The sequence below is a fragment of the Porphyromonas sp. COT-108 OH1349 genome, from assembly GCF_000768755.1.
In the GTDB taxonomy this organism is placed as follows: domain Bacteria; phylum Bacteroidota; class Bacteroidia; order Bacteroidales; family Porphyromonadaceae; genus Porphyromonas_A; species Porphyromonas_A canoris.
The window spans coordinates 46561-63538 of the sequence record NZ_JRAH01000019.1; the positions used below are offsets into that span (position 1 = coordinate 46561).

Here is a 16978-nt window from a genome sequence, read left to right on the forward strand (position 1 = left end):
TATGTTTTTGTTATTTTTCTTTTTTGTTCGTGTGTAATAATAGTGGTATCTGCTTGGGAATGTCCGGTTCGGCATTCGGAGGTCTTATGCGGAGCACATAAGCCAAAACAGAAGAGACGGACAGGGTAGAAATGGCATCGCCTATAACCTCCGGTTTCTTAATATCTCTCCATACTAAAATGAGCGGAGAGGCAACGGCTGTAACCCTTTCGTGATCCGACGCATTGCGCTGTCTGCCATTTTCCGTACCGCATGCCCATCCTTGCAAAAGGGAGTATAACAGCTGCGGTCTGTTCTTTGATACGGAGTGGTGATAGAGATAAGATTGACGGGAAGAGAGCTGTCCGTTTTTTATCTGAGTGGATGTAACGACATCTTTAATGCCCGAAAACTCTCTCAAAAAGTCTGCGGCATCTTCTTCCAAATCTTTTACTGAAACATTGTACTGCTTTGCCGCTTGCAGATTAAGATAAACTTCTCCCCTGTCGGATACATCCAAAACCCAATCTGCACGCCCATACTTCGGATTGAGATAGAGGTTAAGAAGTGTCTTGCAGCGGTCTATGAAGAATGTTCCTACGGAATGTCTGAGGCTCTCTCTGTCTCTTGCCACTCCGGTACCCGAAAGCATATAAACCACCTGATCTTTATGGTAACCCAGCTTATACTCGACCGCCCTTAGGATGTCGGCAACCGCCTTATCCAATCGGAAGTATGCGTCCTGTGTGGCAAGGAGAGGATTGTCTTCGTAATCGTGTGCAACGGAAAGTTGGATATTGAGAAGATCGGGAATTTCATCTGCTCCCAATTCACTACTTCGCAGTATAACATTGGTCAGCATTGCAATCTCCTCATTGATCATGGGAGATGCTTTGAACCTCCTAACAGCATCTACATCCGATCCGAAGCCAACAGCGAGCTTGACCTCTCCACTCTTATTCTTCGCCGGAAGATGCCTGTACGTTGTGGGATAAGCGTTGTAGAGCAACTCCCATTTGAGTCCGGAAAGCCTGCTATTCAGGGATGATGTTCCGTTATTGTACCGATCTACGGCATTCTGCACCGTATGAGAGCCCGGTTTATAGTAGGTTGTGGAAGCCCATTTCCCGGAATTGCCATCCAGCCAATAGGAAGCATCTGCTCGCCTCCCGCCCATTACAAGTGCTTCTTCCGGCTGAATGCCGACAGCATAGACAAGACTCTTTCCACTCCAATTCTCTTTCAGTTTATCCCCAAGCGTGGAGACATTCAGAGCCAATGGCGAGAGTTTGTCATTGGTTGCATATCCGATATATTTATCGTCGTAAAAGACAGATCTGCTACGCTCTCTTCCGTTGCCGACAATAGTAGTCGGATAGCGATGTGTTATGTGATGATCCGCCGGAGTATGCCCGGTCTGAAGCATAGCCATAGCACTTAAGACATTGCTTTCAGCAAGGGGAGACTTCAGCTGTTGGTAATAGACCCCTCCTTTGATCAGCTTTGTCAAACCATCCTCACGCATTTCCGGTAGAAGAGTTTCCAAATAATCTGTTCGGAGATCTTCTACTGTAAGCCAGACAACTAAGCGAGGCAGCGAGACTTGTGCCTGTGCCTGACAAAGCGTCAAAAAGGCTATGAGAGGGACTATTGCTTTCTTCATTCCGGGAGTAATCTATGCTTTAGCTTTCTTGTATAGTCTCCGCATATTCTGTGCCAATTCTCTGTGAGAGTAGCACAAAAGCAACAGAAATGCCAATAAATATATGGGAACGGATAGAGATTGTACTCTAAGGAGGAGAGTGATAAGTATGCAGAGAAGGATGAGACCGGCAAGGAGAATAGTCCACCTCCGAACAAGTTGTGAGCCGTTATCCTTTTTCCAAATCATCCAAACGGTTATAAAATGGAACGGATGCAACAGAAGCATATTGTAGTTGGGAAAAGTAAACGGATGATTTGATAACAAAGAGATATACCAAATAACACAACCAGCTATACCGGCAACGATAAGCAAGAGAGTTTCTACACTTTTCACCACCGTAAAAGAGTTTTTACGATAGCTTACCACAAGAATAACAAGATGCAGAAGCAACAGCAAAGAGAAGAGAGCAGTGGGTGTAACGATATCTGTCCACGTCTTCGGGGTGGCATTTTGAAACAATGGATCGGGAGTAAAAAGGACTTCCTCCCGAACGATAAGAGGTTTCTCTCCACGATCCATCCACCTCCCGTTTCTAAGAGTTTCTTCTACCATTACCGGCAAAAAGCGATCTGCTAAAGTATCAGGGTAACTATCCGTACCTGCACCAAGTGCAAGATTGATCCCAAAAATCTGCCAAGGGTTATTTTTAGTACACTCCTCTATCCACTCTCTAAAGGTTCCATTATTTTTTAATGGAACCAGCTCTATCTTTCCCAATACTGACTCGAACAGCATCATGGGTCTATTGGCACAGTTATCAAAAATGAAGTTGTAGAGATACCGGCAATTTTCAGGCAAGATATTCTCTTCCAAAGCTGCCACAATAAGTTCTGCCTCAGCATCTGTAAGGTTCAAGATCTGCTGACCAAAGCCTCTGTTGAAGTAGGTATATTCGTAGAAAAAATCGCCATAACTCCTTTTATCCACCCAATATTCCGGCTTCCCCTGAATGAAGTTGAGCGTAAAATTGGGGTCATTGAAGTCAAAGACACCGTAGTTATACACCGCATCCGTTCCGGCAATATGGTCTATCACTCTTACCGCAGTGTGTCCGTAGAGTGTATAAGGAGCTTCCGGACTTGGAGATACAGTGATCACAGAAATCTCATACCTCGGTATGGCAGGGAGTTCTTCACCCATAGTCTCCTCTGTCTGCGCTTTCACCAAAGAGGGGAAAGAGAGCAAAAGCAGAAAAAATACAGCCAAGAGCCACACTCTCCACCTTGCATCAACGCCCGGATATTGCATTATGATACTCTTCATTACAGCTTTACTAAAAAATTGCTCCACTTCCAAGCTTCCGGTTGCAGAGACTTATTAAAAATAGCCATCCCTTTTGGCAGAAGAGAGTTGGCACGATTACCCAACTGCTTTATCCAGCCCAAAGGAAGACCTTTATAGGTAAGAAGCACCATTCCTTTAGGAGCATCTACGGAGATATTCTCTCTTTTAAGATAGTCCAATGCCTGTTCCTCTCCTATATCTACCATAGGATAAGGATGAGACAAGCGAGAAGACAGTGCCCATGAGTGCTGAGGGATAAGATCCTTACCCTTGAACTCCGCAACAGGTATTCCTGCTTGAACGATCCGACTTTTGCTTCTTGAATGAAGCTGTTGAAGGATTGGGGCGGAAGTCAAAGGCAGGGCAAAAATCTCTCCCGATGCTGCTTCCCAGATCATCTCCAATGGTATGGATGTCGCTTTTTCCACTTCTGCTTTCGGGTGTCGAAAAGTTGCTGCTCTTTTCTTAGCCTTAGAAAATGAGTTGTCTTGCTCTGTTCCTCCACATTTTCTAACCGCAAAGATGCTGAATCCCTCAGAGTCTGTTTCAGACGGTAAAGCCCTATAAATGCCATCACCGGAAGTAAAGATTCCATTCGCCGAATGGGGTTCAAAAGGCTCTAAAACCTCGGCATCATACTCGGATAAAAGGTATGAGAGAATCTGTTCATTCTCTTCCCTGTTGTAGGTGCAAGTACTATAAATCAACACTCCACCCTCTCTGAGCATCTTCCAGGCAGCATCCAAAATCTCTCGTTGCAGTTCCGAGCAGTGAGCTATAAGTTGCAGACTCCATTGAGATACACTCTCCGGCTCTTTCCGAAACATCCCTTCTCCACTGCATGGAGCGTCTACGACAACTGCATCTGCCACTATCCCCGAATCTGCCAAAGCTGGGACACTTCCATGAGTGATGATTACATTCTCATGTCCGAGACGGGTCATGTTTTCTTTCAGAACCTGAACACGGGAAGCATCCCACTCGTTCGAGATAAGTAGCGTATCGGCAGGAAGCGCATCCCTAAGCAGAGTGCTTTTCCCACCCGGAGCGGCACAAAGATCCACCACGACACCGCTAACCGGCTCAATGTGTCCGATATACCGGCTGAGCATCATGCTTCCGGCCTCCTGAACATAGTACGCACCGGAGTGCCACCACGGGTCTGCCGTAAAGACCGGACGAGATTCAAGATAAAAAGCGTTATCGGAACACCACGGCACTCTACGTATATCTCCCATAGAAGATAGAGCCACACCTTTGCTTCTATGCAGTCTCACGGAAACAGGAGAAGGTTTATGGAGAATAGCCTCAATAAGAGCAAGACCTTTATCTTGCCCGAAGCCATCGGTTACAGAACAGACTCTTGAGCAAAATATCTCAGGGAGCTGCTGCTTTTGTTCCATTTCGTTCACTATGCCGTCTCTGCTTCTGTTGTTCTTTTTAGATGCCAAAGTTACACATTTTCAAGGAGAATACAGATACTTTACAATTCATCGCAGTCTCTCTTCTCCTATCCGACTTAAAGTTATGCTTGCTCCTCTTTTGCTCGTGACGGATCAGATCCATCAAAACAGATCGACAAAGCGAGAGGAGTACCACATTGATCAAAAAAAATCAAGCGTATCGGAGTGGTATTCCAATACGCTTGAGAGATATTATAAAAGCTATAAAAGAGACTCTTAAGATTATTCCGAGTAGCTCCAGTGATACTCTTTCAACGGAGTTACGATCCAAGAAGCCAAATCCATTCGGTGCTTTTGTAGAGGAACAATGCATAGACCGGGGAATAGATGTTCTTCACAAGAGCGTTTTGCCTCGTCTATCGTACTATTCTGCATACCCTCTTCAAGATCGCCATACAGTACCCACTCTTCCGAGGAAGCGTCCCATGCCATCCCTGCAGTATCTTCATTGTAGATATAGAATGTCATTGCCGAATCTCCTTCCGGTACAGGGGCAATTCCACTAAAGAAATTTTCTATTCTTGCTTTCTCCTCTCCTGTTTGAAGATTATAGACCAAAAGAGTTCGGATATTGCCTGTTCCCTGACTTACGACAAGAGAATTTCCCATGATGGTCTCAAATATTGTACCCTCCGGAGTCTCAAAACTCTTTCCGTCCTTGTATTTGGATTGTACTATAATATAGAATGTATTATCGGTTTCATGATCCAAAAGACGCACGTCTTCGTTTTCAAGACAGATTGTCTGTCCATCTTCAAGAGGAGGTAGCTCGATCTTCTTTTTGCCTGCTCCGGAACAGCCGGTCAGCAGAACGAGCAAAAGTGATAGTGTAAAAGTCAATTTCTTCATACCATTATCGTTTGAAAGTAAATTATTCAGATTATTCGTCCGACAAGCAGTGCCGTCTACTCTTGGCTGTACTGCATCATATCCGCGGTAAGAAGAGGATAAGTCAGTTCCTGTCTTGCCTTTTTCACCTTTTCAAAAGTCTCTTCCGTGATTTTCGGTTCGGCAAGTAATATACGTACCAAACTCGCTGTCGGACTATCGGGATAGCTGCTGACGAAGCGTTCGTACTCTGCTTTCACTTCGGAGTTCAACCGTTCGTTGTTTTCAAATTCTGTAATAGGGCTGTTATCCAAACCATAAATATAAGCGGCCTGAACAAGAGCATAACTTCTACTCATGGAAACAATCACATCAAAGAGATCTTTATTTTCGGCGGCATAAGCTTCATACTTTGCAAGAAGTTCTCCAAGTTCTTTCCATGGAACCATCACTCCGGCATCGTTGAAAAAGGTTCTCGACTTCAATGAAAGAGACCAAATCTCCCGGTATTCTTCGGGCAGATGTTTCACGATCTCCTCATAGAACTTCTCACCGGCAGAGATCTCATAGTTGCCTTCTCCGGTATAGACAATCTCCAGCCCCATCTCTTTGTAATGCTTCTCCTTTTGCAAGATAGAGTCTTGAGGTGCTATTCCATTCTCTTTCTGATCATACATTGCATTGGAATAGGCTTCAAGAAAAGAAGCTTCACGTTCAGAAACAGAGAACAGCTCTCCTTCGACACACCCTTCCAAGAAGTAAAGACAATGGATTGCATCCGTTGGTATAAGTTTGTCCATATTGGAAAGGAGAGCATTTTTCATCTCCAACACTCTGTCCGTAGGAGGAGTTGTAATATCTTCAGAGTAATACAGCTCTTTCAGTACCGAAACCTTCGTATCGTGAGACACCATTACACTATCTATTCCGCCCTCATTATCGGATCCGTTTCCTGCCTTTTTGCCACAGCTTGAAACCAAAAGGAGGAGCATAAAAATGTATGTTATTCTATGTATCATAAGCATCTTTTACTACTTCAGTCCGTTAAATGTTGCATCAAAAGAGATCTCACGAACACGAGAATAGAGTCCGGGCGAATTGTTTACGATGAAATACTTTCCGCGTTCGCTCGTCTCATCGGGTTTCTTGGTTTTAAGAACATAGAGGACATCCGGACTGCTCTTACCTTTTGTAAGCACATAAAGATAGAGAACAGTGGTTTGATAGTCGTTGGAATAACCGTATCGGCGTCCTTTGTCTACTGTTACTTCTACGGTATAAGGCTCTGTGGGATTGTACCCATTCTCGTGTGTTGCGCCCTTTAGGTAGGCTGCCATCTGATAAGGACGTGAAGAGTTGTCCTTGCTAAAGATTTGGTCCAACTGCCTTACGGCACTACTGTTTTTCCCTGAGTTGGATAGTGTGTTGTTCAAACGTATGCACTCCAATCCTGTTTCCGGGTTTCTCCGGTACATTTCGTATGCCATGATCTGGAGAGCAACGGCACCATGAGGTTCTACTGCGAGCACCTCTCTAACCTTTTGAAACTCCTCCACTGTTCGAGGAAATCTGCTGAAAGTAACAGATGCACGTTGTCCTTCCGTGTAGGTATTATGGTCTATTGTCCCCTCCATCGAGACTTTTATGTCAGATACTACTCGTTCTGTCTGCGCCTTTCGGGCATTACGTTCCGCATTGGAAGAGTTTTCCCCATTGTTGTTATCCTGTACAAAAGGATTTAGAAGCACTAAGGCTATGGATAAAAAAAGAGTTGTCATAAGCATAATATTTTTATTGTTAAAAACTTTTAGTGGTTATAATGGAGCAGTATAAAAGCTCCAAGAAGCTCTATTTTCCTGCTCCTCCTCATCCTCATTGGCTTTTGAGCGGTTCGGATCTACGGCTTTTTTATTCAAAACGTATGGGACAATTTCATCTCCTTCTATGGTCCACATATCAAAGTTTATACCCTCAGCGCCACCATCCTTCAGAAGAAAGACAAGGGTGTTATCACTTTTTTTCAAAAAACATTCTACTACATATTTAGGATAGTAGCATCCTTCATCATCCACACGCCAAGTAGAGACTTCATCGTAAGATCTGTGTTCTTCCAAGACAGCGAAGCCATCGGGGGTCTCTATTGCAATGACGCCGAGTGCTTGTCCCATTTCCACTTCAAACTGCATCGCATAAAAGTAAATTCCTTTCTCCCGAATGGATTGATAGCAGGAGATTCCTTTGATGCGGCGTTCGTACTCTTCTTCAAATACGTTCTTTACCTTTCTTTCGGCAGAAGTCAAATCTTCCCGCACTTCAGCCAATGAAGAAGATCCTTCTCGCTCTTCTGTTTTCACATTAACCAGCTCAAAGTCTCTCATAAAAGCATCATTACAAAGCAGAGCATAGACCCACTCGTACTCATCTACCTTTATGAAGTTTTTTGTAGTCTCGAACAAAGCTCCACTCATATAGTAGAAGTTCTGGGTCGTTTCCCTTCCGTTATCTCCCGGATGCTGCCGTTTCATTTTGACGAAGCGTATCGGATAAGTTTTACCCTCATATATCGAGTGGGTAAAATGCTTAAAGAACGAAGAACCTTTACCGTTATTCTGTGCAATGAACTGCTTTCCGTCATCGCTCCCAACCGCCATGGTTACCATGTATTCATTGGTAGGAGTATGATCTTCCTCCGTATAGACTTGAATAGAATCCTCCTTCACGACCTCTTCTTGAGTCGTTTGCTCGGATTCATGACTCTTATTGGTTTTACCGCAGGATGCTATCAATAAAAATACGATAGCCAAGCCAATGTATCTCTTTAGCATATCTGTTTCCGTTTTACTTCTGTGCTACACTAATATGGTCTCCTTAGAACGAGAAAAAGAAGAAAGCGACCGCAGCCCACTCTTTCTTCACTCCCGATGCACGACCAATGCTGGAGTTGCTACTGTTGCGTACAGTACCATCCGACTCTATCTTGCCTAAATATCTGTTTCCGGAGTCTCTCACTGTTCCGTCAGAGTTGATCCTCCCTATATTGGAGCCACTGCGATCTCTCACTGTACCGTCAGACCCTATCTTGCCGATCTGCTTATTGCTACGATCATAGATATTCCCGTCGGAAGCAATCTTCCCTGCATAGGCTCCGTTTTTACTTCTTATCTCTCCGCTTGAGCTGATACTTCCGATCTGCTCATTGCTGTTTCCGCGAAGGATCTGACCATTAGCACACAGAGGCATAGCCAAACAGAGCAGTATGCCAACAATAAAGATGTAAATTGAATGTCTCATTTTTCATTATGATTTTAGAAGTTAATATTTTATGTCCCGGCTTAAAACCTGCTCGAAGAACCGCCTCCTCCGGAGCTGCCGCCCCCCCAAGAGCCTCCACTGCTTGAGCTTCCGCCTCCGCTCCAACCATCTCTATAAGAGCTTCTAACAGCAGAAATCTGCCTGCGGTAATCCACCACTCCGTCCCGATACCCTCCTCCAAAGAGTTTTTTATCCGAGAGTCTGATGGCGGTTTGCTCTATATGATTGTGTCCGCAAGCGGTACACCTGAACTCGTGTATCTTTATTCCCGAAGAGGCAGCAGAGGGTTCTTTCGGGACGGAATTGCCCACATACTTGGTTGTTCCTGCTTTTCCGCAAGCCTCACAGACAAAAGCTCTTCGGAAGCGGATCTTAATGACCCAAAACCATACCACCATTACAATCAGAGCCGGAATAGAACAACACAAAATAATGCTCCAAACTATTGTGGAGAAGTAAAATGGCGACTCTCTGAGCTTGACCATCGTAAGGTAAGGATCGTGAACAGATTTTTTCATCTCTCGAAGTACCAATTCGATGCTCATACCATAAAGAAGAACCCCTCCGACAAGCAGTAAAATGACAATAAAAGCCCACATCATAACCTCTCCGATCCAGTCATCCCCGGCAGACTCCTCGTACTCTTTTTTCAGGGATGACTCCCCGCCAAAGACCTTATCCACCTCTTCCACACCGGCAATAAGCCCTTCGGCTGTGTTACCCTCTTTCAGTAGAGGGATCATAGCCTCTTGCTGAATGAGATAACAGAGTCCGTCCGGGAGGTCGGCTTCCAATCCGTACCCCACCTCGAAGGTGATACTCCTCTGGCTTTTATCGGTGATATAAACCATCAGCAATCCTCTATCGGTCTCTTTGTTCCCAATCTTCCAGGTATTGAACAGCTTGTTTGCAAAATCTCTTTCGGACGGATACTTTGAAGTATCTATCCGCGGTATCACCACGACAGCTATCTCAACGTCTCTTTCCTTCATTACTTTTGCAATGGCAGCATTGAGGCGCTCTCTCATAGATGAGGACATCGTCTCCAACGGATCGCTGACATACTGATCTTTATCTTGAAGATGAACATTGGGGACATCTTCCACATCGTAAACTTCCTGTCCGTATAAGGAAAAAGAGAAGAGAGAAGCAGCTAAAAGTAAGGTAATTAAGATATGTTTTCTCATTATTCTGTCGATGTGATGCGCTACAGGTTCTAAGCTGTGGAAAGGTTTCACAGTGCAAACATACAAGAAATTGCATTTATCTCTGCCACATTTGCCGAAGAAATTGATTTTTTTTAAGATATGAGATACTTTTACTGCTCTTCTCTTTTACTCTTTTTATCCCCTTTTTCTCCCCATACCGCGCCTCTTTTCAAAAGAGATTTTTATACATTCCGCCCCGAAAAATGCTCCCTTTTTTCTTGTTCTCTATTTTGATCGGAGGGGTAGTTTTCAGAGCACGAGAGAATTGTTAAATTCGGGCTGTTTTATTAACACAAATTCCGATACCTGTTCATCCAAAACAGTAAACGAGCATATTGTTTCGGCTTAACGTGTTTAATTTTTCAACGAACACGTTTACCGATTTCATTTAATACGTTTACCGGATTCGATTAAAGCATTTAGCCAAAACCATTAAAACGCTAATAATCAATCACATACATATCTCCACCCCAAAATGCACCTAAAAAGGCAGATTTCTTTATTAAGAAACGTTTACAGAGACAGGCGTTAAAATTCACACCAATTAACGCGAAAAAGCCCCATGAAATGGACTGAGAAAAAAATTTTTCCAAATTCGCGATTTCCCATAAGAGTCTGATTACAAAAAGATTGCAAGGGTCAAGCAAAAATCCGGAGTAGAAAAAGCGATCCAAAAAGAGCTTTTTCGCCCTCCGACCGATGCTCTGTTTTTATATAAAAACTCCCTTTCAAGAGCTCCAAAACAGAGGCTCTCAAAAGAGAGTTTTCTATATTTAGACAGGGAGAAAATCCGGTTTCAGGTCAGATTCAGATAGCCTCGAAAAAGCTGTGTTTCCGCTCGGTGTCCGCCAATGACCAATGCGCAATGGTAGAGATCCAGGACAATGCAGTGAGAGACCCGCTTCCTGAGACACTCTCTCCATATCCGATACTCCTCTTTGTTACGACGGATGCCGTCGATAAGGAGCATGGGACGATGAATAGACGCTTCACTTCTGTGCAGCAATCCCTCGTTGGTCTCAAGAAGATCCGCAGCAAGAGAGGGGGTGGGCGCATAAACCAGCAGCGGAGAAGCGGTCGGTGCTATCTCTTCGGGACGCTTCACTTCAGTGTGTATGCTGTCGGGGGCTGCACGCTTTCCCCATAGAGGCATTCCGGTGGAGGCATTGTCCGTGAGGTAAAAAACCTCTCCTTTCGGAGCATGAGCCAGAAGACGAAACAGAAACTGCCCTACTCGCACCTCTCTCTCAGGCGTATCTTCCGGCAGACTCTCCACTATCTCATCAAAAGCATAAAAGGGTATGGAGCAGGACGAGACACTGCCGACAAGAGTAAATGCCAAGGGAGAGTGTACGCCATGCCCGGCTCTGTATCTGAATCGACGCAGAGCATCTATGGCATAAATCGTATGGTATCCGAACGGTTTCATGCTCCGGCAAAAGTAGTAAAAATATCTGCCCCGTATCTAAAAACGTTGTTCCACTGCCTTATGGCTGAGCTTTCTTCCGGGAGAGCTCTCTTTGGCTTTTCCGAACTTGTAAGAAACAGAAAGGTAGAGCGTGGGAAAAGAGTAGTTGTTATCAAACTCAAACTTTGTGTCTCCCACATAAGCAGTACCGCTGTAACTCGAATTGAGCAGTTCGAGACCGGCAATGGAGACAGACAAAGCTCTGTTGAAAAAGAATGCCGTAACTCCGCAGCTCAACTCATATTCCGGATCAATATCCGCTATCACGGTGGATCTCTTGCCCATATAAGAGCCGGAAAGAAATCCCGTAAAGGTTCTCGATTTGTTGAAGACGAAGTTGAGGTATCCATCCACACCCCACTTTACGCTCTGTTTGCTCTTTTGGAGTTCGGGCAGATGGCTTGTGTAGAGCGTGCGACCATAATAGGCATCCAAAGATGCGGTCATCCACGAAAGTTTATCGAAGTAGTAAGAGCCTTTTAGAGCCAAGAAGCGACTCTGCTGGGCATTCATCGGAGTTTTATAGATCACACCATCCTTTATACGGGTAACGGATGCAATGATATCTCGTTCCCATTGAGCCTGCGCGGCAAGAGAGAGCACACCTCTGAATGTATAGCCCAAGTCCATCCGATAAGCGGTTTGCGGTTTAAGATCGGGATTGCCAAAGAGGACGGAGAACGTAGTAGTCTTCCACTCGAACGGGTTCAGATTGTCAAACTGCGGACGTTGTATATCGGAGTTGAGCGTGTAGTAAAACTTGTGTCTCCGGGATGGTGTATAGACGATATATGCAGAGGGGAGGAGGTGCATCCGTCCTTTTCCCTCTTTGTAGCCAGCATTATCGAGAGACGTTGCCGTAGAGGTGTAGGGAAGTTTGGCTCCAAGACGCAAGAGAACCTCATCGCTCACGGCAAACGTGGTGCTAAAGTAGGGAGAGTAGATGCGCTCCACGACTGAAAAAAGAGCTTTCTGCCTCTGCTCTTCTGCGTCAGACTTGTCCAGATCGGCATAAGGATAGTAGGGTGCTAATGGGTTGTTCGCAGGCTTCCAATAGGCATGGGCATGAGATCTGCGGTTGTCGGTTGTGGAGATCTGCGCACCAAAACCGGCATCCAATACCCACTTGTTGTCCGGGAGAAGCGGTATGGAGAGGTCTATGTTGGAGGCAATTCCGGATGTTTTGACCCTGTCCAAGTCTCTGTAACCGAAGTAGGGCGACTGCACTCTGCTTATAAAAGAGGGATTTCCGGGGTCGGGTGAAGCAGGTGTGTAGGATATTTTGCTTCCGAAATCCGTTTCTCTGCTTTCGGTATAGCTGTAATAGGAAAGATCTGCCCAGATCTTTGCTCCTTTTGGAGACAGAGTGTGTTCCCAATAGGCGGCTATAGCATACTTCGGCACAGTATCTCTGTAAATGTTATGGTTGTTGAGAGTGGAGTCTGTATGGAGGGTTTCTCTGCTACGGAAAAGTTCGGTACTCTCGAAAATATTTTCCACTCCGGTGCGTTTAAGCTCGGCATGAAGACCTATGTTGCCCAAGCTGCTGTAATCGTACTGTAAGTTCAGATTGAGACCCGCATTGCGTCTCTCTCCGGTACTTGGATTGTTGATACTGTGTAAGGACTTGGGATGATAATAGACCGCATTCTCAAAAAATTCGGTCTCGTTCCGGTTGGAGTAAGGACTCACGGCGAAAGAAAATCTACCCAGATTGAGAAAAGCAGAAGCATATCCTCCATAACGAGAGTTCTGCATCTCTCCGGTCATAATCTCCGTTCCGACCACTCCGCCGACATAGTTCAGAAACTCTGACTCCATGGATAGAATAATCATAGCCGTGTTGCCGTCCTTGTCATACTTCAAAGGGGGTTGCATAAGAACCTCCACACTTTTTATGAGTCGGGCATCGTAGCCTTTCAATATACGGGGCAGGCTCTCCGGAGTTGCACGCTGAACGACATTGCCGATCTTGAGTATAATCTGCTTCTTTCCGGGAATGAACAGCTCCTCTCCACGCACAAATATATTGGGAAGCCCTGCCAGCAGATCCAGAGCATTGTTTCTCTCCTCCCGTATCTTCGTTACATCAACCTTGAATCCGGTTTGAGTACTCTTTACGGTCATGGATCTGCCTTGTACCACAACGGTTTGCAGCTCTGTGGGATCTTCTTGAAGGGTAATCTTCCCCATATCCAGATCTTGGTTCGGAAGCAGAGTTATCTTGGAGACATAGAGTTTATAGCCCAAATGACTGACGCCGAAAAAATAGTTTCCCGGAGCCATCGAGAGCGAGAAACGCGCAGAAAGATCCGTATGTGTGCGTTGCAGGATCTTCTCTTCGCCGTCTCTGACTTCTCCTACAAATACTTCCGCGTAAGGGATAGGGGCATTCCGGCTGTCCATGACCGTGCCCGAAATTCGAGATAAGGAGGTCTTATTCTGCGCCGATATGGAGGTAGAAAGCAGAACAAACAGCGTTAGTATGGTGATGATTTGCTTTTTCATGTCAAAGATTTTTTGTCTGTATCACGTAGAGTTCAAAGGTAGTATTTTTCTTAAAAATAGATGGATATAAAGTATAAATGGTGAGTATCTTGTTCAAATGATTAACTTTGTTACTACTACATGAATGTCTAACCTTTTGATAACTTTGAGATATGATGAAATACAAAAGCATTATAGCAGTATCCGTTCTGCTTCTATCGGGTGTGGCAAGTCTGTTTGCACAGAGCCCTATCTACACCGCAGCCCAACTGCAACAAGCCAAAGTATATAGAACAGGTGCCGAGATGAAGCACCATGTCTCCACTTCCGTCCCTAAAGGAGCGTCTGAAATAGTAATAGGGCAAGTATCCAATGTGATGGACATCTCCACCTTAAGAGTATTGACCAATGCTTCGGGATTGATGGTGTTATCATCGGAGTTTGTTTCAGAATACAAATGGCCTTCTAACATTGACGTCAATACACCGGAAGGGAAAGTTTTTGCCGAAAAAGTGGCAACACTGGAACAGAAACTTGAAAAAGCCATCATCGAAAAAGAGACAAAGAGCAAGGCAATAGAGATGATGGACGGAAATGAGTTTGTTGGTAACAAAGGAGCAACGAATGTCGCACAGTTTCGCGAGCTCCTCTCTTTCTACACCTCACAGCGTATCCAACTGAGCCTTGAGGTGAAAAAGTTGGAGAAAGAGATAGCTGCACTGAAAGCAGAGTTGAGTACCCTTAAAGGCAATACCCAAGAAGACGATGAAGAGAACAAGAGCAATAGCAGCAAAAGTGCCATAGTGGTGCGCGTCTCAAGCAATGTGGCTCAGAACGTGAAGCTGAATATCGAGTACCTGACTCGCTCTGCTTCTTGGAGTCCATCGTATATGCTGCGTGTTGCATCCGAGAAAGAACCGGTGGAGATGTCGCTTAGAGCAAATGTGAGACAAGGCAGCGGTATCAACTGGAAAGGCGTAAACCTGACACTTGTAGACGCAAGACCGACAAAGCGTGTGAATGCACCATCCGTACACCCATGGTTTATCCGCCTGGAAAATCCGAATCACATGAGGCTGGAATCTATGGAAAAGTCTGCTCGAACGATAGCATACAATGCTGTTGCCGAAGAGATCTCCTATGCGGAGTATGATGTGGGAGCGCAGTCTGTGTCCAATATGATGAATCAGAGCTTTGTCGTAAGTACGCCTTATGATATTTACAGTAACAACAGAGACCATCTGATAGTTCTAAACAGCGAGCGCATCAAAGCCTCCTACCGCTACTTCGCTTATCCTGAAGGTGATAGCCGGGCTTTCCTTATGGCTCATATCAAAGATTTGGGTAAGAGTGGACTGGTCGTGGCTCCGGCAACAGTGATCATGCAAGGTATGCAGGTAAGCGAGACTTATATAGATCCGGCGAAGTTTGAAAACGGATTAGACCTGACCCTTGGAGAGGATACTCGCCTAAGCGTTTCCCGTAAACAGATTTCGGATAAGAGCGGTACAAAATTCTTCTCATCCGAAAAAGAGGAGACTCTCACGTATGAAATCTCTGTCGTAAATAATAAACGAGAGAGTGCAGAAATAGAAGTGAAAGACAGAATACCGGTAAGCACGGCGAATAATATCAAGGTAGAACTCCTTGAACAAAGCGGAGCCGAACTGGATGCAGAAGCAGGAATATTGACATGGAAACTGAATCTATCCGGTAACTCTACGAAGAAACTTCGGGTGAGCTTCAAAGTAAGATACCCTAAGGATATGAATCTTTCAGGATTCTGATCCCCTATTATATAAGGTATGGAAAGCGGACAAATCGGAGAGTTTGTCCGTCTTTTCATATCTTTGCAGTTATGATAAAAGCAGTTTTCATAGATTTAGACGACACTCTTTGGGCAACAAAGCAAAACAATAGAGAGGCTTTAGAGGAGCTTTTTCATAAGTATGGTTGGGGTGGTAAACCCGGAGATTTGTATCCCTCATTCGAGAAATTCTACGAGGTTTATCTCCCTTATAACGATTTGCTATGGGGGAGGTATGCACGGAAAGAGATTAGCAAAGATGTGTTGAAAATAGATCGCCTTCGTTATGTCCTTTCTCCGCTGTACGAGTATAGCGATGAAACCTATATGGAGATCCATAATGAGTACTTTGCTATTGCAAATAACAAAGAAGCACTTATACCTCATGCTGTGGAGGTGATGAAAGAACTTCATCACAGCTATCCCGTTGTGATAGTAAGCAATGGATTTATAGAAGTTCAACACAATAAGCTTGCAAAAGCCGGACTTACCCCTTACGTGGATCATGTAGTACTTTCTGAAGATGTAGGAGTGAGTAAACCCTTTAAGCAGATCTTTGCAAAAGCACTTTCGTTGGTAGGTTGCAAGCCTGACGAGGTAGTTATGATAGGAGATGCTTGGGAGACTGACATCGAAGGAGCTTTACGCATCGGCATTCATCCGATCTGGCTCAGGCACGACGACACCCCCTCTTCTACGAAAGAGAAAGATGTAACGGAGATAACATCGCTGCAAGAAGCTCTCCCGGCTATCAAAGCAATCAATATGCGTTTACTGGTACACCGGACTTCGGTACGGTTTCCCGGTAAGAGCAAAATGAAATCAGGAATACAGAATATATGACCCAAAAGAAAAGAAAGACACTAAAACAGCGAATAGCACAAACACTCTTGAAGTGGCTGGGATGGAAAGCTCTTGTGCCCGAATCACGTCCTCTAAAAAGCGTGATCTGTGTAGCCCCGCATACCAGCAATATTGATTTTATCATTGGTAAACTCTACCATAATTTTACCGGTGTTGGAAGCCACTTTATGATGAAAAAAGAGTGGTTTGTATTTCCTTTAGGACATATTTTCCGTGCAATGGGCGGTATTCCAATAGACAGAAAACATAAAATGTCACTGGTAGATCAGGTGGCAGAAACCATATGCAAAGCAGAGCGATTTCACTTGGGAGTAACACCGGAAGGTACTCGCTCGAAAGTGGCAAAGTGGAAAACCGGATTTTACTACATGGCACTGAAAGCAGGTGTCCCCATAGAGCTTGCCAAAATAGACTACGCACAGAAAGAGGTGGGGATATTTGAGATATTCAATCCGACAGGTAATGCCGAACAGGATATTGCCTATATCCACTCTCGCTACAATAAAAATATGGCTCGTGTTCCGGAATATTTTTCGGAATATTAAATGCACTCATTCAAACAGATAACATCGG

The 16978-nt window shown here is 44.7% G+C and carries 14 protein-coding genes; 3 read left to right on the top strand and 11 right to left on the bottom strand.

Features of this window, described 5'->3' with window-relative positions; genetic code table 11:
- Nucleotides 1-10: 10 nt before the first annotated feature.
- The 11 genes from JT26_RS04250 to JT26_RS04305 all read right to left on the bottom strand — a co-directional run bounded on the left by JT26_RS04250 (nt 11) and on the right by JT26_RS04305 (nt 13755).
- Complete coding sequence (locus JT26_RS04250) at nt 11-1642, bottom strand: alkaline phosphatase family protein (RefSeq protein WP_036846691.1); 1632 nt, start codon at nt 1640-1642, stop codon at nt 11-13.
- A gap of 12 nt (nt 1643-1654) precedes the next feature.
- Nucleotides 1655-2947 carry a DUF4105 domain-containing protein gene (locus tag JT26_RS04255; protein ID WP_081966382.1) on the bottom strand — a complete coding sequence of 431 codons (1293 nt, stop codon included), beginning with the start codon at nt 2945-2947 and terminating at the stop codon, nt 1655-1657.
- Nucleotides 2947-4419, bottom strand: a complete 1473-nt coding sequence (locus JT26_RS04260; RefSeq protein WP_152566986.1) for an SAM-dependent methyltransferase — start codon at nt 4417-4419, stop codon at nt 2947-2949. The genes JT26_RS04255 and JT26_RS04260 overlap by 1 nt, the downstream gene beginning before the upstream one ends.
- Before the next feature lie 234 nt (nt 4420-4653).
- Nucleotides 4654-5280, bottom strand: coding sequence for a hypothetical protein (locus tag JT26_RS04270; protein WP_036846703.1), 627 nt, complete (start codon nt 5278-5280; stop codon nt 4654-4656).
- 56 nt (nt 5281-5336) lie between these two features.
- Complete coding sequence (locus tag JT26_RS04275; RefSeq protein WP_152566987.1) at nt 5337-6278, bottom strand: hypothetical protein; 942 nt, start codon at nt 6276-6278, stop codon at nt 5337-5339.
- Nucleotides 6279-6290: 12 nt separating this feature from the next.
- Nucleotides 6291-7037, bottom strand: coding sequence for a hypothetical protein (locus tag JT26_RS10150; RefSeq protein WP_152566988.1), 747 nt, complete (start codon nt 7035-7037; stop codon nt 6291-6293).
- A gap of 36 nt (nt 7038-7073) precedes the next feature.
- Entirely contained in the window at nt 7074-8084 is a 1011-nt protein-coding gene (locus tag JT26_RS04285) for a hypothetical protein (protein WP_036846712.1), read from the bottom strand.
- Between the two features lie 43 nt (nt 8085-8127).
- The gene (locus tag JT26_RS04290) at nt 8128-8550 is read right to left on the bottom strand and encodes a 5-fold beta-flower protein (protein WP_036789679.1); all 423 of its coding nucleotides are present in this window, start codon (nt 8548-8550) and stop codon (nt 8128-8130) included.
- Nucleotides 8551-8591: 41 nt separating this feature from the next.
- Complete coding sequence (locus JT26_RS04295; protein WP_036846715.1) at nt 8592-9758, bottom strand: YgcG family protein; 1167 nt, start codon at nt 9756-9758, stop codon at nt 8592-8594.
- An 817-nt stretch (nt 9759-10575) separates the two neighbouring features.
- Complete coding sequence (locus tag JT26_RS04300; protein WP_036846718.1) at nt 10576-11208, bottom strand: hypothetical protein; 633 nt, start codon at nt 11206-11208, stop codon at nt 10576-10578.
- A gap of 36 nt (nt 11209-11244) precedes the next feature.
- On the bottom strand, nt 11245-13755 hold the full coding sequence (locus JT26_RS04305; protein ID WP_036846722.1) for an outer membrane beta-barrel family protein: 2511 nt from the start codon (nt 13753-13755) through the stop codon (nt 11245-11247).
- Between the two features lie 152 nt (nt 13756-13907).
- On the opposite strand from JT26_RS04305, the gene JT26_RS04310 reads away from it, so the two are divergent.
- The 3 genes from JT26_RS04310 (at nt 13908) to JT26_RS04320 (ending at nt 16950) form a co-directional block, all read left to right on the top strand.
- Nucleotides 13908-15521 (top strand): DUF4139 domain-containing protein, encoded by a 1614-nt coding sequence (locus JT26_RS04310; protein WP_081966383.1) that lies wholly within the window; start codon nt 13908-13910, stop codon nt 15519-15521.
- A gap of 71 nt (nt 15522-15592) precedes the next feature.
- Nucleotides 15593-16384 (top strand): YjjG family noncanonical pyrimidine nucleotidase, encoded by a 792-nt coding sequence (locus JT26_RS04315; protein ID WP_052110351.1) that lies wholly within the window; start codon nt 15593-15595, stop codon nt 16382-16384.
- Nucleotides 16381-16950, top strand: coding sequence for a 1-acyl-sn-glycerol-3-phosphate acyltransferase (locus JT26_RS04320; protein WP_036846730.1), 570 nt, complete (start codon nt 16381-16383; stop codon nt 16948-16950). The genes JT26_RS04315 and JT26_RS04320 overlap by 4 nt, the downstream gene beginning before the upstream one ends.
- Nucleotides 16951-16978: the final 28 nt, after the last annotated feature.